Source organism: Streptomyces sp. CWNU-52B (assembly GCF_047444975.1).
Lineage (GTDB): Bacteria > Actinomycetota > Actinomycetes > Streptomycetales > Streptomycetaceae > Streptomyces.
This window is the reverse complement of the sequence record NZ_JBLFJV010000005.1, coordinates 150856-167144: the sequence shown is the minus strand read 5'-3', so window position 1 is coordinate 167144 and position 16289 is coordinate 150856. Positions and strand designations below refer to the sequence as shown.

Genomic DNA, 16289 nt, shown 5'->3' with positions numbered 1-16289 from the left:
TGGGTCGTGGCCACACGGGTACGTGCGCGGAATACGGCGCCGGACGGCGCCGTTGTGCACAACGGCCACGCACCGACCCCAGGAAGTGGGAATCAACGCCATGAGCAGCACCGTGGAGCTCACCAAGGAGAACTTCGACCAGACGGTCACGGACAACGAATTCGTCCTGATCGACTTCTGGGCGTCCTGGTGCGGCCCGTGCCGGCAGTTCGCCCCGGTCTACGAGAAGGCGGCGGAGGCCAATTCCGACCTGGTGTTCGCCAAGGTCGACACGGAGGCGCAGCCGGAGCTGGCCGCGGCCTTCAACATCCAGTCGATCCCGACGCTGATGATCATCCGTGACCAGGTGGCGATCTTCGCCCAGCCGGGTGCGCTGCCCGAGTCCGCGCTGGTGGACGTCATCGGCCAGGCCCGGGAGCTCGACATGGACGAGGTCCGCAAGTCCGTCGCCGAGGAGCAGGCGAAGGCCGAGTAGTCCCGGAGCGGTACGAGCGATGACCGGGGTGCCCCGGAAGGGGTGTCCCCCGGCTCGTCGGTTCTACGGGCCGGTCAGTGGCCGCCGCTTCGGCCCGGGTCGTCGACCGCGGCGGCGAGCGGGAGTCCCGTGTAGTTGGCGGCCAGTTCGGCGGCCGCGGCACGGGACTCGGTGATCCGGCGCAGCCGGGCCAGCTGGATCCGGTCCTCGAAGGTCTCCCCGTGCGGTGACGCGTCCGGTCGGGTGTGGAGCATCGTGGTCATCTCGTAGGAGAAGCGCGTCGCCTGCCAGATCCGGTCGAGGCACACCTGCGAGTACGCGTCGAGCAGCCGCGTCGAACCGGAGCGGTGCAGTTCGGCGAAGCCGCGGGCCAGTACCCGGACGTCGGACACCGCGAGGTTCAGCCCCTTGGCGCCCGTCGGCGGCACGATGTGCGCGGCGTCCCCGGCGAGGAACAGCCGGCCGTGGCGCATCGGCTCATGGACGTGGCTGCGCATCGGGGTGACGGACTTGGCCGTGATCGGGCCGCGCTCCAGCCGCCAGTCGCCGTCGATCGCGAAGCGCGCGTCGAGTTCGTCCCAGATACGGGTGTCGGGCCAGTCCTCGGCCCTCGTGCCGTTCGGGACCTGCAGGTACAGCCGTGACACGGAGGTCGAGCGCATGCTGTGCAGCGCGAAGCCTCCCGGACCGCGCGCGTAGATCAGCTCCTCGCAGGAGGGCGGCACATCGGCCAGGATCCCGAGCCAGGAGTACGGGTACTCGTGGGCGTACGTGCGACTGACGGCGGCCGGGAAGGCATCGCGGGCCACGCCGTGGAAGCCGTCGCAGCCGACCACGTAGTCACAGGTCAGCGTCTGCTCACGGCCCTCGTGCACGAAGCGTACGAGGGGTGCGCCGCGCCCCGCCTCCTCGGCGGCGTTCTCGACGGCGAGCGCCTTCGCCTCGAAGAACAGGGGCGGCCCGTCGGCGAGTTGGAGCGCGACGAGGTCCTTCACGATCTCCGTCTGGGCGTAGACGGTGACCGTACGGCCGCCGGTGAGCACGGGGAAGTCGACGCGGTGCCGCTCGCGGTCGAAGCGCAGTTCGATGCCGTGGTGGACCAGCCCCTCGGCCGTCAGCCGGTCGGCGGCGCCGCACTCGCGCAGGGCGTCCACCGTGCCCTGCTCCAGCATTCCGGCTCGCTGCCGCTGCTCGACGTACGCGCGGGTCCTGCTCTCCAGGACGACGCAGTCGATCCCCGTCCGGTGCAGTGAGCGGGCCAGCAGGAGCCCGGCCGGGCCCCCGCCGACGATGCCGACCGTGGTCCGCATGACACGCCTCCCTGACGTTCGGGTCCCGCCACCCGGGTCCCGGCACCCGGCGACGCTCAGGTCGATTCCCGGTGCACGACCTTCGCTCCCAGTACTTCGTACACCTCGGGCTGCCCGAAGGGCTCGCGCACCGCGCGGTCGACCAGCGCGGCGAGTTCCCGCCCCGACGGGAGCTCGATATGGACCGTGCTCAGCCGGGGCCGCAGCAGTCGGCCGAGCATCAGGTCGTCGGCGCCGACGACAGCCGTCTCCTGCGGTATACCCACGCCCTCGTCCTGCAGTGCGCGCATCAGCAGCATCGCGAACTCGTCGTTGTACGCGAACACGGAGTCCAGGCCGAGGGAGCGCCAGCGCCCCGCGAGGTCGGCCGCGGCCTTCTCGTCGTAGGCGAGCGGCACCTCGGTCACCGTGGCGTCCGTGCCGGCCAGGGCCTGCCGTACGCCGTCGAGCCGGGGTCGGGAGAACACCTCCAGGCCGGGATCCTCGGGCACCAGGACACCGACCCGGCGATAGCCCCGGGCCAGCAGGTGCTCGCCGGCGCTCCGGCCGACCCCGTGGTGGTCCAGGAGCAGCGCGTGCGCGCCCTCGACCCGTTCGGGGCCGAGGGTGACGACGGCTCGCGCGCCGGAGCGCTTGAGCACGGACACGCCCCGCGCACCGAGGCCGTCGCCGGGCACCAGTACGGCGACCGGGCGCAGTTCGGCCCAGGCGCGGGCCGCCTCGTCGCCCTGGAGGCCGAGGCCGCCGTACTGCACGACGGTGTACTCCAGACGGCTGAGCGCCCACTGGAGTTCGTTGAAGAACTGGCTGTAGAGCGGGCCCACGGGCACGTCAGGGGCGGGCATCAGGACCATGCGGCTGTGCCCGGCGCGCAGGCTGCGGGCCGCGGCGTGCGGCACATAGCCGAGTTCCTCGGCCGCCGCGTGGACCCGGCGGCGGGTGGGCTCGCTGATCCGGACGGCACTGGTGTTGTTGAGGACGTAGGAGACGGTCGCGCGTGACACACCCGCAAGACGGGCCACATCGGCACTCGTCGGCACGGAGGGCTGCACGGGCGACGCAGGGGCGGATGTTTTCTGTATCTGCACCATGACGTACGGCATCTTCGCAGAAGCCGCGCACGGACCCGGGGCCGGGGGCGCCGCGCGCGCCGGACCTGCGGCTCCGCGGGACCCGGGGCGCCGCGCGGCCCAAGTCGCCTTCCTACCGGGGCAGTTCCGCACCCGTCCGGGGCGGCTCCGTACGGGTCAGGCGGGCGACCAGGTCGGTCCAGCCCGCTTCGAGGCGCTCCAGCGGCATGCCGCACTCCTTGGTCAGGTAGTGGATCAGCGCGGGGTCGAGGTAGCCCATCAGCGTCTGGGCGAGGAGGACACCGTCGGCGTCCGGTGCCGCCTGCCGCAGCAGCAGGGTGGCGTGGCTGGTGAGCAGGCGCTGGGGCGGGAACGAGAAACGGCGGGCCGGTTCCGGCTGGGCCGCCAGTTGCAGCTCCAGGTGGTCGACCGCCTGGCGCAGGACGGCATGCCCGAACGCTTCCAGCCGCTCGACGGGCGGCGCGCCGGGGCCCAGCGGCGGCGGGCCGCTGAGGAGGGCGGCCTGGAGCTGCTTGGCGGAGTGGTCGAGCAGTGCCATCAGCAGCCCGGTGCGGTCGCCGAAGCGGCGGAAGACGGTTCCCTTGCCGACCGAGGCCGCCGCGGCCACCGCCTCCATCGTGACGCCGGCCGCGCCGTGCTTCTCGACCAGGACGGTGGCCGCTTCGAGGAGCCGGGCCCGGTTGCGCGCGGCGTCGGCGCGCAGGCAGGGCTCGTCCGCCCCGGAGGTCAGCTCCAGGAGGACGGGCTCGTCGGTCGGCTCCAGGTGCTTCGGAAAGGGCGGCAGGGAGGCGGACATGAAGACAGCGTAACGCCAGGGAAGAAAACTGGACCCTGGTCCGTTTGACTGATACAACGTAAACGGACCTTGGTCCGGATCGTAACGGCAATGTTTCACCCCCATTGGAGTTCTCCATGTCTGTTCGCATCCTCGCGCTCGTCGGCAGCCTTCGCGCCGGCTCTCACAACCGCCAGCTCGCCGAGGCCGCCGTCAAGCTCGCCCCCGAGGGCGCGGAGATCGAGCTGTTCGAGGGCCTGGCCGACATCCCCTTCTACAACGAGGACATCGACGTGGAGGGCGACGTACCGGCCGCCGCCACCCTGCTGCGTGAGGCCGCGGGCCGCGCCGACGCCCTGCTGCTCGTCTCCCCCGAGTACAACGGCACCATCCCGGCCGTCCTGAAGAACGCCATCGACTGGCTGTCCCGGCCCTTCGGCGCCAGCTCCATCAGCGCCAAGCCCCTCGCCGTGATCGGCACCGCCTACGGCCAGTTCGGCGGAGTCTGGGCGCAGGACGAGACCCGTAAGGCCGCGGGCATCGCCGGCGCCAAGGTCCTCGAGGACGTCAAGCTCTCCATTCCCGGCTCGGTCGTCCGCTTCGCCGAGACGCACCCCTCCGACGACGCCGAGGTCACCGCTCAGCTCACCGAGGTCATCGAGCAGCTGCGCGGCCAGGTCACCGCGCCCGTCGCCGCCTGACCACGCCACGTTCCTCACGTCCTGCGACCCGTACCAACGTCGCAGGTGACCGGCAGGGGGCCGGAGCCGAGCGCTCCGGCCCCCTGCGGCCGGTCAGGGCACCCCGCCCGGTGGGCGCCGTACCGCCGCCACCGGACCCCTCCGACCCTCCGAAAGGTGCCGGTCCGCCATGCCGACGTCCGCCCCCGCCACCGCGCCGAAGCTCGTGGCCACCGACCTGGACGGGACGCTGCTGCGCAGCGACGGGTCCGTGTCCGCACGGACGGCGGCCGCGCTCGCGGCGGCCGAAGCGGCGGGCATCCGGCTCGCGCTGGTCACCGGGCGCCCGCCGCGGAGCCTGCCCGTCCTGTACTCCGACATCGGGCGTCACTTCGCGATCACCGCCAACGGCGCCGCCGTGTACGCGCCCGACGGCACGGCCGTACGGCTGTCACCGTTCTCGAAGGACCCGCTCACCGCGCTCGTGGCACGGGTCCGCGCCGCGGTGCCCGGGGTGTCCTTCGCCTTCGAGTACGAGCAGGACTTCGGCCACGAACAGGCGTACCCCGCCTGGTCGTACGGGGAGTCGGCGGTCGAACTGATCGGCGGCGCGGAGGAGTTGCTCACGCGGACCGTCGGCCGGCCCGTCTTCAAGGTCCTCGCCCATCACCCGACGCTGTCGCTGCGCGACTTCCACGAGCGGGCGCACCTCGCCGCGGGCGCCGACGCGGAGACCACGCACTCCACGGGGCTCGCGCTGGTCGAGTTCAGCGCGCCGGGCGTCACCAAGGCCAGCGCGCTCACCGCGTGGAGCGCCGAACTCGGCCTGGGCCCCGAGGACATCGCCGCGTTCGGCGACATGCCCAACGACCTGCCCATGCTCGGGGCGGTGGGCCGCTCCTACGCCATGGCCAACGCGGATCCGGAGGTCAAGCGGGCGGCCCGGTTCCACACCGGGTCGAACGACGAGGACGGCGTGGCCGTGATGCTGGAGCGGTTCGTCCGGCTGACGCGCCACCGGGCCACGTAGCCCCCGTCGAGAACCGCGCCTGGCTCAGCCGAGTCCGGCGAGCCGCTCGACCACCGGGGCGACACCGCGCTCGATCCACTCGGCGGGCTCGTCCACACGCGGGGCGAGGATCACGGTCTCGATGCCGAGCTTCGCGTACTCCGCCATGTCCCGGGTGAACGCGTCGAGTTCGGCCGCGCTCCGGGGGTCGCCCGAGTGGATCATCGTCTTGCGGATGTCGGCGTACTCACGGCCCTCGGCGTCGCAGTGCCCGCGCAGGACGTCCAGCTTGTGGCCGACCTCCGCCGGGGACGAGGCGAACAGGTTGCAGGCGTCCGCGTACCGGGCCACCAGCCGCAGCGTCTTCTTCTCGCCGCTGCCGCCGATCATGATCCGCGGGCGCGGGACGCTCACCGGAGCCGGTACGCAGAGGGTCTCGGCGAGCCGGTAGTACGTGCCCTCGAAGGGCCCGTTCGCCTGTGGGTCCCACATCTGCAGACAGATCCGCAGCGTCTCCTCCAGCCGTTCGAAGCGCTCCGCGAGCGCCGGGAACGGCACGCCGAGCCCCTCGTGCTCACGGTCGTACCAGGCCGCCCCGATCCCCAGCGTGCCCCGGCCGCCGGACAGCACGTCGAGCGTGGTGGCGATTTTGGCTAGCAGCCCGGGGTGGCGGTAGGTCACCCCGGTCACCAGCGCTCCGAGCTCGACGGTGGAGGTGTGGGCCGCGAGGAAGCCGAGGGTCGTGTAGGCCTCCAGCATGGCGTCCTCGGCGCCGCCGTTGCCCTCCATCTGGAAGTAGTGGTCCATGACCGACATCCAGCTCACACCCGCGGCTTCGGCGGCGGCACCCGCCGCGGCCAGTTCCGGGCCGAGCGCCGCCGCGCCGCCGGGGTGGTTGAACCGGTTGATGTGTACGCCGACCCGCATGTCCGTCTCCGTCGCCTGTGATCACCGTCGAACCGTCGCCGACTCCCGTGACGGTAGAACTTGGAGAGCACTCGAAGGCAAGCCCCCGCACACCGCGCCGACCCGCGCGAGGAGCCAACCGCCTTTCCCGTGACGGAGGTTGATCCTCCCTTGCCGCATCGGCCACGGCATGGGCCATCCGGAGGTTACCGTGCGGTAGACATCGTGCTTCCGGAGGTGGCCCGCATGACATCCGACCGTGCCGCAGGGCTCGTGGAGCACGCCCGCGCCCTGGCCGAGGGCACGGTGTCCTCGCGGACGCTCGTCGAGGAGGCCCTCGCCCGGATCGAGGCCACCCAGGGCACCCTGAACGCCTTCCGGCTGGTGCGCGCCGAGGCGGCGCTCGCCGAGGCCGACGCCGCGGACGCGGAGCGGGCGGCAGGCGGACACCGGCCGCTGCTCGGGGTGCCGGTGGCGGTCAAGGACGACACGGACGTGGCGGGCGAGCCCACGGCCTTCGGCTGCCGCGGCGAGTTCCCGCCGGCGGCCCAGGACGGCGAGGCGGTGCGCCGGCTGCGGGCGGCCGGCGCCGTGATCGTCGGCAAGACCAACACCTGCGAGCTGGGACAGTGGCCCTTCACCGAGGGCCCGGCCTTCGGCGAGACCCGCAACCCGTGGCACACCGGGCACACCCCGGGCGGCTCGTCCGGCGGTTCCGCGGCGGCCGTCGCGGCGGGCCTGGTCCCCGCCGCGCTCGGCTCGGACGGGGCGGGCTCGGTGCGCATACCGGCGTCCTGGACCCATCTGATCGGCATCAAGCCGCAGCGCGGCCGGATCTCGACCTGGCCGCGCCCGGAGTCCTTCCAGGGCATCACGCTCAACGGCACGCTGGCCCGTACGGTCGCGGACGCCGCGCTGCTCCTGGACGCGGCGAGCGGCGGCCACGCGGGCGATCTGCACCGACCGCCCGCGCTGTGCGTGTCGGACGCGGTGGGCCGGGAGCCGGGGCGGCTGCGGATCGCGCTCTCGCTGAAGCCTCCGTTCACGGCGCTGCCCGCGCGGCTGCGCCCCGACGTACGGGCCCGGGTCGTCGCCCTCGCGGAGCGGCTGGCCGCGCTCGGGCACGAGGTCGAGGAGGCCGACCCGCCGTACGGGCAGATCGGACTGGCCTTCGTTCCCCGTGCCACCGCCGGTATCGCCGAGCGGGTACGGGAGGTGCCGGACCCCGGTCTGCTGGACCGGCGCACCCGTGCGGCGGCCCGGCTGGGGCGGCTGCTGGGCGGTGCCCCGCTGCGGGCGGCCCGGCACGCCGAGGCACGGCTGCACCGGCGGATCGGCGCGTTCTTCGGGACGTACGACGTGGTCCTGGCGCCGACGACGGCCGCCCCGCCACCGCTGATCGGTGCCCTGCACCCGCTGAGCGGCTTCGGCACCGACCGGGCCATGATCGCCGCCTGTCCGTACGCCTGGCCGTGGAACGTGCTGGGCTGGCCCGGGGTGAACGTGCCCGCCGGGTTCGTCGAGGGCTCGCTGCCCGTGGGCGCGCAACTCCTCGGCCCCGCGCACAGCGAGCCGCTCCTCGTCTCGCTCGCCGCTCGGCTGGAGGCGGACCAGCGGTGGTACGAACGGTGGCCGGCCGCCGGGCCGTAGGCTTGGGGCCATGGACGACGCGTCGATGGTGGGGCTCATGGGGCGGGTCACCGGCACGGTGGGACCCGGGCTCGTCGGCGAGGTGATCGTCCGGGTCCGTGGCGGCGCCGAGCACTTCCTCGCGTACCCCGCCGCCCCGAAGGACCGTATCGAGTCGGGCACGGTGGTGATGGTGGTGGAGTACCTGCCGCCCCGGACGGTGTACGTGTCGCCCGCGTACGACAGTTGACCCCGCTGCCCCTCACGGACCACGTCAGGGACGGCTGTGTCAGGTGAGCGTGTCGTGCGTATCAAGGATGTCCCAAGGACGCGTCGGACTCTGTCCCCACGGGTCCGCTCGGGCGCACACTCCCTTCGTTCGGTGCCGAGAGGGCACCATCCGACAGGGGGCGAATGCCGATGGTCGTCGGCGTCGTGGCGGGGGCAGCGGTCCTCGCGCTCATTTTCGTCGTGGTGGTCTTCAAGCTCATGTGGCGGGTCGCTGAGCCCAACGAAGCTCTGATCATCTCCGGTTCGAAACACCGCACCGAGGGCCTTGAGGAAGGCATGGGGTTCCGGATCGTCACAGGGCGCGGCACGCTCGTGATGCCGGGTGTCCAGGCGGTGCGCAAACTCTCGCTCGACCTCAACGAGACCGAGCTGTCCGTGGACTGCGTGACCCATCAGGGCATTCCGCTCAAGGTGCGGGGCGTGGTCATCTTCAAGGTGGGCGACGACTTCGTGTCGATCGCCAACGCGGGCCGCCGCTTCCTCGACCAGCAGAAGCTGATGGCGGAGCGCGTGCACAACGTGTTCGCCGGTCATCTGCGGTCCATCGTCGGCGGGCTGACCGTCGAGGACATGATCCGCGACCGCGAGAAGCTCACCGGGCAGACCCGGGCCGCGTGCGGTACGGAGATGGAGAAGCTGGGTCTGATCGTCGACTCGCTGCAGATCCACGAGATCGAGGATCCGACGGGCTACATCAAGAACCTGGCCATGCCGCACGCGGCGGCCGTCCAGCGGGACGCCCGGATCGCGCAGGCCGAGGCCAACCGGCGGGCCACCGAGGCCGAGCAGCAGGCCTCCGCGCGGATGGCGGAGGCGACCCGGGACAGCGAGATCCTCCAGGCCGGCTATCAGGCGGAGCGCGACAACGCCGCCGCCACGTCACGGCAGGCCGGGCCGCTCGCCGACGCGCAGGCCCGCCAGGAGGTCGTGGTCCAGGAGACGCGGGTCTCCGAACTGGAGGCGCACCGGCGTGAGCAGCAGCTCCAGGCGGACGTCCGCAAGCCCGCGGACGCGAAGGCGTACGAGAAGCGCACGCTGGCCGAGGCGGAGCGCGATGTCCGGATCTCCGCCGCGCAGGCCAAGGCGAGGGAGACGGAGCTGGCGGCGGCGGCCGAGGCGACCCGGGTCACGACGGCCGCGGGGGCGGAGGCCGAGGCGACGAAGGCGCGGGGCGCGGCCACGGCGACCGCGACCCGGGCCACGGGTGAGGCGGAGGCCGCCGCCCAGCAGGCCAGGGGGCTCGCCGTCGCGGAGTCGACGCGGGCGAAGGGGCTCGCGGAGGCGGAGGCCATCGCGGCGCGGGCGGCCGCGCTGGCCGAGAACCAGGAGGCCGTGGTCGCACAGCAACTCGCCGAGAACTGGCCGGAGATCGTCAAGGCCGGGGCGGGGGCGTTCGGGAACGTGGAGCACATGGTGCTGCTGAACGGTGCCGAGGGGATGTCCGACATGTTCGCCAAGGCGCTCACGATGGGTGGGACGGGGCTCGGGCTGGCCCGGCAGTTGCTCGCGTCCATGAACACGAACGGGCAGGCGGGTACGGACGGTTCGGCGGTGAACGGGGTCGGCGCGCCAGGGGCTGCTTCGCGGCGGGTGCCGGTGGACGGGGAGTCGTAGGACGGACGGTGAGCGGTCGGGTGCGGGCCGCCTGTGGCTGGGCGCGCGGTTGCCCGCGCCCCTCGAAGAAGGCGGTCACCCGTGCCTCTGGAAGGAGGCGGTGGCCCGTGCCCCTGGTCGGAAGGGGTGCGGGCGCTTGCCGGGGAAGGGCGCGGGTTAACGTGTCGCCGTGACTGCTTCTGCCGAGCAAGATGTTCCTGGGCGATACGGGCCCTACGCGACCACCGAGGCCGACGCCCTCAAGGTGGGACGGGTACGGACCGAGTACTCGCCCGCGCACGACGGCGACCCGGACCCCGGCGAGATCGTCTGGACCTGGGTGCCCTATGAGGAGAACGACGGGCGGGGCAAGGACCGCCCGGTGCTGGTGGTCGCCCGGGAGGCCGCCGGTACGTTCCTCGCCGTGCAGTTGTCCAGCAAGCGGCACGACGGCGACCGCGAGTGGGTGCCGATCGGCAGCGGCCCGTGGGACCGGTCCGGACGCGACTCGTGGGTGGACGTGGACCGCGTGCTGCGGCTGCACGACCAGGGGATGCGCCGGGAGGCGTGCGCGCTGGACCGGATGCGGTTCAACCTCGTGGTGCACCGGCTGCGGGAGCGCTACGGCTGGCGCTGAGCGGCCCTGAACGTCCGCTCGAAGGCACCCCTGACCACCGCTCCCCCGGTGCGGTCGAGGACGCCGAACACGACGTGCTCGAACGAGCCCGAGAACCGGCCGCCGTCCGCCAGGAGCCCGTGGAACGCGCTCGCCACCTGCGCGGGGTCGTGTCGGAAGACCCCGCAGCCCCAGGCCCCCAGCACCAGCCGCCGGTAGCCGTGGGCCGCGGCCGTCTCCAGCACGCGCTCGGCGCGGGAGGCGAGGGCGCGCGGCAGCTCGGGGGTGCGCTCCGGCGCCGTGCGCGCGATCACGCCGGCGTTGGGTGCGGCGGCGGTCAGGAATCCGGCGGTGTACGGCTCGTCGAGGAACGCTCCCCGGTCGTCGCGGAAGACCGGGACGGCCGGCGAGTGGATCACCCGATCGGTGTAGAAGGGGTCGCGGTGTGTGCGGTGGTGGTCGTAGAACTCCCTGGCCTCCACCACGCACGTGTAGAGCGCCGAGGCCCGGCACAGGGCCTCTTCCTGGGCCTGTGCGCCGTTCAGGTATCCCCCGCCCGGGTTACGGGCCGACGCGAAGTTCAGCACCGCGACCGGTCCGGCCTGCGCCATCCGGCGCGCCGCTTCCAGGCTGCTCTCGCCCGTGACCTCGAACGACGTGTCCACGGGAGCGGTGCCGGCGCCGGCACCCGGTGGCTCCACCGGCTCCGGCCCGTACATCCGCGTGCCCTCCCGGGCGGCGGCCACCGCCGCGGCGATCGACACCGCGCGCCCGTCGGACGCGCGGTACGAACCCGCCGCGACGATCTCCTCCGTCCGCCGCGCGATCGCGCGCAGCCGGGCGCTCATGGCGCCACCCCTGTAGGTGCCATGATCGCGTCCCGCGCGACCTCCCCCGGCGCCCCCGTCATACTTCTGTCACATCCTGCGTCGTGCTCCCCCGTCGTGCTCATGAACGCATGGTGAGCGATCCTGGTACTGCGCCGCAACGGAGTTTCCCGGCCTCAAAAGCGTAAATACGCACCCTTGTGCGAACGGGCACAAGAAGCTTGGGTGGGACGAGCGACTGTCGGCCCGGCCCACCCGAAGCCGGACCGGCGGCATGGATGAGATCTCAGGAGGATCCCGACATGTCCGATTCGGCGAGTGACTGTACGGAGCCACGGCGCTCCACCGTCACCGAGGCCGAAGTGGAGGCACTGGTCCGCGGCATCTGCTTCAAGACCGGACCGCCCCGCTACCTCGGTGTGGAACTCGAATGGCTTGTCCACGAGCCGCGCTCCCCGCGGCTCCCCGTACCACCTGAACAGCGCGACGCGGCCTACGCCGCAGTGCGGGCCCTGCCCCTGAGTTCGGCGTTCACCGTCGAACCGGGCGGCCAGCTGGAGCTCAGCTCCGCACCCGCCGCCTCCCTGATGGAGTGCATCGACTCCGTCTCCGCCGACCTCGACGCCGTACGCGCGGTACTGCGCGAGTCGGGTCTGGCCCTCAGCGGCCTCGGCCAGGACCCCTGGAACGAACCCACCCGGTTCCTCCATGAGCCGCGCTACGACGCCATGGAGGCCTGTCTCGACCGCACCGGTCCCGAGGGCCGCGCCATGATGTGTTCCTCCGCCTCCGTCCAGGTCTGTGTGGACGCCGGTCACGAGGAGCCGGGACCGCTCGGTCTCGGGCGGCGCTGGTGGCTGGCCCACCATCTGGGCGCGGTGCTGGTCGGCGCGTTCGCCCACTCCCCGATGGCCCGGGGCAGGCCCACGGGCTGGCGCTCCACCCGGCAGTCCCTGTGGGCCGCGATGGATCCGGGCCGCTCGAGCGCCCCGCCTCTCGACGTCGACCCGCGGACCGCCTGGGCGCGGCACGTCCTGGACGCACCGGTGATGTGCGTACGGGCGCCCAGCGGACCCTGGGAGGTGCCGGAGGGGATGAGTTTCCGCGACTGGACCCGGTCCGGCACACCGCCGGGCCGCGAGGACCTCGACTACCACCAGACGACCCTGTTCCCGCCGGTGCGCCCGCGCGGCCATCTGGAGCTGCGCATGATCGACGCGCAGCCGGGTGACGACGGCTGGATCGTGCCCCTGGCCGTGACGGCGGCGCTGTTCGACGACGCGCAGGCCGCCGAGACCGCCTACCGGACGGTGAAGCCGCTCGCCGAGCGGACCGGCTCGCTGCCCGCTCCGACCAACGCGCTGTGGACGACCGCCGCCCATTCGGGCCTGGCCGACCCGGAGCTGCGGGAGGCGGCCGTCACCTGTTTCGCGGCGGCGGCCGACGCCCTGCCCCGGCTCGGCGCCGGTCCCGAGGTCATCAGGGCGGTCGCGGAGTTCACCGACCGCTATGTGGCCAGGGGCCGCTGCCCGGCCGACGACGTGCTCGACCGCGCCGCCGACTCGGGTCGTCCGCTCCACGGCACGGAACACCTGCTGCACGAAAAGGACATCCGCTCATGACCGACCCCGGTACGGACACCTCGCTCGACGATCCGGAGACGCTCAGGAAGCGTGCGCTGGCGGCGCTGCTCAGGGCCCGCGAGCGCACGGCACTGCTCACCTCCTGTGTCGAGGACCCCGAGCTGACCGCACAGCACTCGCCGCTGATGTCCCCGCTGGTGTGGGACCTCGCGCACATCGGCAACCAGGAGGAGCTGTGGCTGCTGCGGACGGTCGCGGGCCGCGCCGCGATGCGGCCCGACATCGACGGCCTGTACGACGCGTTCGAGCACCCGCGCGCCGAACGGCCGTCCCTGCCCCTGCTGCCGCCCGCCGAGGCCCGCAGTTACGCCGCCGAGGTACGCGGACGGGCGCTCGACGTCCTGGAGAGCACCGCGTTCCAGGGCACCGGCGCCCCGCTGACCGAGGCCGGCTTCGCCTTCGGCATGGTCGCCCAGCACGAGCAGCAGCACGACGAGACCATGCTGATCACCCATCAGCTCCGCAGGGGGCCGGTGGCCCTGACGGCTCCGGACCCGATGCCCGCGCCCGCGTTCCCGGGTCCGGCCGAAGTGCTGGTCCCGGGCGGCCCGTTCACGATGGGCACGTCCACCGAGCTGTGGGCGCTGGACAACGAACGGCCGGCGCACGCGCGCGTGGTGCCGCCGTTCTTCATCGACACCACCCCGGTGACGAACGAGGCGTACCAGGCGTTCATCGCGGACGGCGGCTACACCGACGAACGCTGGTGGGCACCGGAGGGCTGGTCCCACGTCCGGGCGCACTCCATCGAGGCGCCGCTGTTCTGGCGCCGCGACGGCGGGCAGTGGCTGCGGCGGCGTTTCGGCGCCACCGAGGCCGTACCGCCCGACGAGCCCGTCCTGCACGTCAGCTGGTACGAGGCCGACGCGTACGCGCGCTGGGCGGGGCGGCGGCTGCCCTCCGAGGCGGAGTGGGAGAAGGCCGCCCGGCACGACCCGGAGACGGGCCGCTCGACGCGCTACCCGTGGGGCGACGCCGACCCCACGCCCGAGCACGCCAACCTCGGCCAGCGCCATCTGCGCCCGGCGCCGGCCGGCAGCTATCCGGCCGGGCAGTCACCGCTCGGCGTACGGCAGTTGATCGGTGACGTGTGGGAGTGGACGTCCAGCGATCTCCTCCCCTACCCGGGCTTCGGCGCCTTCCCCTACAAGGAGTACTCGGAGGTGTTCTTCGGCCCGGAGCACAAGGTGCTGCGCGGCGGCTCGTTCGCGGTGGACGCGGTGGCCTGCCGGGGGACGTTCCGCAACTGGGACTATCCGGTCCGGCGGCAGATCTTCTCCGGTTTCCGTACCGCCCGGGACGCCGCTCCGGAGAGCGTCTGATGTGCCGACACCTGGCATATCTGGGTCCCGAGGAGCCGCTCGGGCGGCTCCTCGTGGACCCGGCGCACAGTCTGTACCGGCAGTCGTGGGCGCCCCGGCGCCAGCGGCACGGGACCGTCAACGCCGACGGTTTCGGGGTCGGCTGGTACGCCGCGGGGGACCCGGTGCCCGCGCGGTACCGGCGTGCCGGGCCCGTCTGGGGCGACCAGTCGTACGCCGACCTGACGCGGGTGGTGCGCTCGGGCGCGCTGCTCGCCGCGGTGCGTGACGCGACCTTGTCGGGCGCGGACGGGGAGGCCGCGGCGGCGCCGTTCGCCGCGGGCACCTGGCTGTTCAGCCACAACGGCGCGGTCGCCGGCTGGCCGCGCTCGCTGGCCCCCCTCTCCCGTACGCTGCCGGCCGCGGACCTGCTGTCGATGGAGGCCCGCTGCGACTCGGCGCTCCTCTGGGCGCTGGTCCTCGGCCGGCTGCGCGGCGGCGACGAGGCGGGGCAGGCCCTCGCCGACACGGTCCTCGACGTCGCGGCGGCGGCCCCCGGCTCGCGCCTCAACCTGCTGCTCACCGACGGCGAGGTGATCGCCGCCACCGCCTGGGGCGACACGCTCTGGCACCTGACCGAACCGGGCCGGCGCACCGTCGTCGCCTCCGAGCCGTACGACGACGATCCGCGCTGGCAGGAGGTGCCGGACCGCACCCTGCTCACCGCGAGCCGCACGGACGTCCTGCTCACCCCGCTCAAGGACGTCGACGAACACCCGGCATCCGCACCGACCGAGGAGCCCCGTACGTGAGTCCGTTCCGCGTCACCCGCACCCTGCCCGAGGACGCGACGGAGGCCGCGCTGCGCGCCGATGTCCTGCACGGGCTGACCCGCTCGCCGAAGACGCTTCCGCCCAAGTGGTTCTACGACGCGCTCGGCAGCGAGCTGTTCGAGAAGATCACCGCACTGCCCGAGTACTACCCCACCCGCGCCGAGGCCGAGATCCTCGCCGTCCGGGCCGCCGAGATCGCCGCGGCGAGCGGGGCCCGCACGCTGGTCGAGCTGGGCTCCGGGTCCTCCGAGAAGACCCGGCATCTGCTCGACGCGCTGGCCGGTCTGCACACCTATGTGCCGGTGGACGTGAGCGAGAGCGCGCTCACCCAGGCCGGTGAGGCGCTGCTCGCCGAGCGGCCCTCGCTCGCCGTGCACGCGCTGATCGCCGACTTCACCGGCGGTCTCGCCCTGCCGGACACCCCCGGGCCGCGGCTCGTGGCGTTCCTGGGCGGCACGATCGGCAATCTGCTGCCCGCCGAGCGTGCGGCGTTCCTGGCGTCCGTACGGTCCCTGCTGTCGCCCGGTGACGCGCTGCTCCTCGGCACGGACCTGGTGAAGGACGAGTCGGTCCTCGTCCCGGCCTACGACGACGCGGCCGGGGTGACGGCCGCGTTCAACAAGAACGTGCTGACCGTCGTCAACCGTGAGCTGGGCGCGGACTTCGACCTCGACGAGTTCACCCATGTCGCCCTGTGGAACGCCGAGCGGGAGTGGGTCGAGATGCGGTTGCGCGCCGGTTCCGCGCTGACCGTGAAGATTCCCGCGCTCGACCTCGCCGTCGAGTTCGCCGAGGGCGAGGAGATGCGGACGGAGGTGTCGTCGAAGTTCCGCGAGGGGGGCGTACGCGCGGAACTGGCCGCGGCCGGGCTCGAACTCACCCACTGGTGGACGGACTCCGAGGGGAGGTTCGCGCTGTCGCTGAGCACGGTTCGCTGAGCGGTGCTGAGCTGAGCGGTGCTGAGCTGAGCTGAGCGCGGGGCCACGTCTCGCGCTCCCCCGTCTCCTGGGGCACCGTGGAATGACGCGTGGCACACGGGCCACGGCGGAGAGGACCACCCGCATGTCCGACCACACCTACCGGGTCACCGAGATCGTCGGGACCTCGCACGAGGGCATCGACCAGGCGATCCGCAACGGGGTCGCCCGAGCCTCGCAGACGCTGCGCAACCTCGACTGGTTCGAGGTCACCCAGGTGCGCGGGCAGATCGAGAACGGGCAGGTCCAGCACTACCAGGTCGGCCTGAAGGTCGGCTTCCGCCTGGAGGACTCGGCCTGACGCGTGGCGCCTGCCGGCGGGCCGGCCGGATC

The 16289-nt window shown here is 72.9% G+C and carries 17 protein-coding genes; 12 read left to right on the top strand and 5 right to left on the bottom strand.

Features of this window, described 5'->3' with window-relative positions; translation table 11 throughout:
* Positions 1–100: 100 nt before the first annotated feature.
* Positions 101–475: a thioredoxin gene (gene trxA / locus ACLVWQ_RS03590; RefSeq protein ID WP_414106651.1), complete on the top strand. Its 375-nt coding sequence runs from the start codon at positions 101–103 to the stop codon at positions 473–475.
* Between the two features lie 74 nt (positions 476–549).
* Here the strand turns inward: trxA and ACLVWQ_RS03585 are convergent, their stop codons facing one another.
* The 3 genes from ACLVWQ_RS03585 to ACLVWQ_RS03575 form a co-directional block, all read right to left on the bottom strand.
* Positions 550–1785: a 4-hydroxybenzoate 3-monooxygenase gene (locus tag ACLVWQ_RS03585; RefSeq protein ID WP_414106650.1), complete on the bottom strand. Its 1236-nt coding sequence runs from the start codon at positions 1783–1785 to the stop codon at positions 550–552.
* A gap of 56 nt (positions 1786–1841) precedes the next feature.
* Positions 1842–2888 carry a LacI family DNA-binding transcriptional regulator gene (locus ACLVWQ_RS03580; protein WP_414106649.1) on the bottom strand — a complete coding sequence of 349 codons (1047 nt, stop codon included), beginning with the start codon at positions 2886–2888 and terminating at the stop codon, positions 1842–1844.
* A 100-nt stretch (positions 2889–2988) separates the two neighbouring features.
* A complete protein-coding gene (locus ACLVWQ_RS03575; protein ID WP_414106648.1) occupies positions 2989–3672 on the bottom strand; it encodes a TetR/AcrR family transcriptional regulator in 684 nt (227 codons plus the stop codon).
* Between the two features lie 116 nt (positions 3673–3788).
* Between ACLVWQ_RS03575 and ACLVWQ_RS03570 the strand changes: the two genes are divergently transcribed.
* Both ACLVWQ_RS03570 and ACLVWQ_RS03565 read left to right on the top strand, forming a co-directional pair.
* Positions 3789–4352 (top strand): NAD(P)H-dependent oxidoreductase, encoded by a 564-nt coding sequence (locus tag ACLVWQ_RS03570; protein WP_414106647.1) that lies wholly within the window; start codon positions 3789–3791, stop codon positions 4350–4352.
* A 169-nt stretch (positions 4353–4521) separates the two neighbouring features.
* Entirely contained in the window at positions 4522–5361 is an 840-nt protein-coding gene (locus tag ACLVWQ_RS03565; protein ID WP_414106646.1) for an HAD family hydrolase, read from the top strand.
* A gap of 24 nt (positions 5362–5385) precedes the next feature.
* Here ACLVWQ_RS03565 and ACLVWQ_RS03560 read toward each other — a convergent pair whose 3' ends face one another.
* Complete coding sequence (locus ACLVWQ_RS03560; protein WP_414106645.1) at positions 5386–6267, bottom strand: LLM class F420-dependent oxidoreductase; 882 nt, start codon at positions 6265–6267, stop codon at positions 5386–5388.
* A 225-nt stretch (positions 6268–6492) separates the two neighbouring features.
* Here ACLVWQ_RS03560 and ACLVWQ_RS03555 point away from each other — a divergent pair, with 225 nt between their 5' ends.
* The 4 genes from ACLVWQ_RS03555 to ACLVWQ_RS03540 all read left to right on the top strand — a co-directional run bounded on the left by ACLVWQ_RS03555 (position 6493) and on the right by ACLVWQ_RS03540 (position 10396).
* Positions 6493–7896, top strand: a complete 1404-nt coding sequence (locus ACLVWQ_RS03555; protein WP_414106644.1) for an amidase — start codon at positions 6493–6495, stop codon at positions 7894–7896.
* A gap of 10 nt (positions 7897–7906) precedes the next feature.
* Positions 7907–8125 carry a hypothetical protein gene (locus tag ACLVWQ_RS03550; RefSeq protein WP_414106643.1) on the top strand — a complete coding sequence of 73 codons (219 nt, stop codon included), beginning with the start codon at positions 7907–7909 and terminating at the stop codon, positions 8123–8125.
* A 164-nt stretch (positions 8126–8289) separates the two neighbouring features.
* Positions 8290–9780 (top strand): SPFH domain-containing protein, encoded by a 1491-nt coding sequence (locus tag ACLVWQ_RS03545; protein WP_414106642.1) that lies wholly within the window; start codon positions 8290–8292, stop codon positions 9778–9780.
* A 169-nt stretch (positions 9781–9949) separates the two neighbouring features.
* Positions 9950–10396: a type II toxin-antitoxin system PemK/MazF family toxin gene (locus ACLVWQ_RS03540; RefSeq protein WP_414106641.1), complete on the top strand. Its 447-nt coding sequence runs from the start codon at positions 9950–9952 to the stop codon at positions 10394–10396.
* On the opposite strand, the gene ACLVWQ_RS03535 is transcribed toward ACLVWQ_RS03540, so the two are convergent.
* Complete coding sequence (locus ACLVWQ_RS03535; RefSeq protein WP_414106640.1) at positions 10381–11223, bottom strand: TIGR02452 family protein; 843 nt, start codon at positions 11221–11223, stop codon at positions 10381–10383. The two genes, ACLVWQ_RS03540 and ACLVWQ_RS03535, sit on opposite strands and share 16 nt — an antisense overlap.
* Positions 11224–11504: 281 nt before the next feature.
* On the opposite strand from ACLVWQ_RS03535, the gene egtA reads away from it, so the two are divergent.
* From egtA to ACLVWQ_RS03510, 5 genes are all read left to right on the top strand, one after another.
* Positions 11505–12824: an ergothioneine biosynthesis glutamate--cysteine ligase EgtA gene (gene egtA, locus ACLVWQ_RS03530; RefSeq protein WP_414106639.1), complete on the top strand. Its 1320-nt coding sequence runs from the start codon at positions 11505–11507 to the stop codon at positions 12822–12824.
* Entirely contained in the window at positions 12821–14167 is a 1347-nt protein-coding gene (gene egtB, locus ACLVWQ_RS03525; protein ID WP_414106638.1) for an ergothioneine biosynthesis protein EgtB, read from the top strand. The genes egtA and egtB overlap by 4 nt, the downstream gene beginning before the upstream one ends.
* Positions 14167–14958 (top strand): ergothioneine biosynthesis protein EgtC, encoded by a 792-nt coding sequence (egtC, locus tag ACLVWQ_RS03520; protein ID WP_414106637.1) that lies wholly within the window; start codon positions 14167–14169, stop codon positions 14956–14958. Before egtB ends, egtC begins: the two co-directional genes overlap by 1 nt.
* Positions 14955–15917, top strand: a complete 963-nt coding sequence (gene egtD, locus ACLVWQ_RS03515; RefSeq protein ID WP_414106636.1) for an L-histidine N(alpha)-methyltransferase — start codon at positions 14955–14957, stop codon at positions 15915–15917. The genes egtC and egtD overlap by 4 nt, the downstream gene beginning before the upstream one ends.
* 124 nt (positions 15918–16041) lie before the next feature.
* Complete coding sequence (locus ACLVWQ_RS03510) at positions 16042–16257, top strand: dodecin (protein WP_414106635.1); 216 nt, start codon at positions 16042–16044, stop codon at positions 16255–16257.
* The last annotated feature ends 32 nt before the right edge of the window (positions 16258–16289 follow it).

Coding starts and splice junctions, on each gene's coding strand:
- ACLVWQ_RS03580 (WP_414106649.1), bottom strand. CDS start 2,888: ATGCCGTACGTCATGGTGCAGATACAGAAAACATCCGCCCCTGCGTCG.
- ACLVWQ_RS03570 (WP_414106647.1), top strand. CDS start 3,789: ATGTCTGTTCGCATCCTCGCGCTCGTCGGCAGCCTTCGCGCCGGCTCT.
- ACLVWQ_RS03555 (WP_414106644.1), top strand. CDS start 6,493: ATGACATCCGACCGTGCCGCAGGGCTCGTGGAGCACGCCCGCGCCCTG.
- egtC (WP_414106637.1), top strand. CDS start 14,167: ATGTGCCGACACCTGGCATATCTGGGTCCCGAGGAGCCGCTCGGGCGG.
- egtB (WP_414106638.1), top strand. CDS start 12,821: ATGACCGACCCCGGTACGGACACCTCGCTCGACGATCCGGAGACGCTC.
- ACLVWQ_RS03535 (WP_414106640.1), bottom strand. CDS start 11,223: ATGAGCGCCCGGCTGCGCGCGATCGCGCGGCGGACGGAGGAGATCGTC.
- ACLVWQ_RS03550 (WP_414106643.1), top strand. CDS start 7,907: ATGGACGACGCGTCGATGGTGGGGCTCATGGGGCGGGTCACCGGCACG.
- ACLVWQ_RS03545 (WP_414106642.1), top strand. CDS start 8,290: ATGCCGATGGTCGTCGGCGTCGTGGCGGGGGCAGCGGTCCTCGCGCTC.
- ACLVWQ_RS03585 (WP_414106650.1), bottom strand. CDS start 1,785: ATGCGGACCACGGTCGGCATCGTCGGCGGGGGCCCGGCCGGGCTCCTG.
- ACLVWQ_RS03575 (WP_414106648.1), bottom strand. CDS start 3,672: ATGTCCGCCTCCCTGCCGCCCTTTCCGAAGCACCTGGAGCCGACCGAC.
- ACLVWQ_RS03565 (WP_414106646.1), top strand. CDS start 4,522: ATGCCGACGTCCGCCCCCGCCACCGCGCCGAAGCTCGTGGCCACCGAC.
- ACLVWQ_RS03510 (WP_414106635.1), top strand. CDS start 16,042: ATGTCCGACCACACCTACCGGGTCACCGAGATCGTCGGGACCTCGCAC.
- trxA (WP_414106651.1), top strand. CDS start 101: ATGAGCAGCACCGTGGAGCTCACCAAGGAGAACTTCGACCAGACGGTC.
- ACLVWQ_RS03560 (WP_414106645.1), bottom strand. CDS start 6,267: ATGCGGGTCGGCGTACACATCAACCGGTTCAACCACCCCGGCGGCGCG.
- egtA (WP_414106639.1), top strand. CDS start 11,505: ATGTCCGATTCGGCGAGTGACTGTACGGAGCCACGGCGCTCCACCGTC.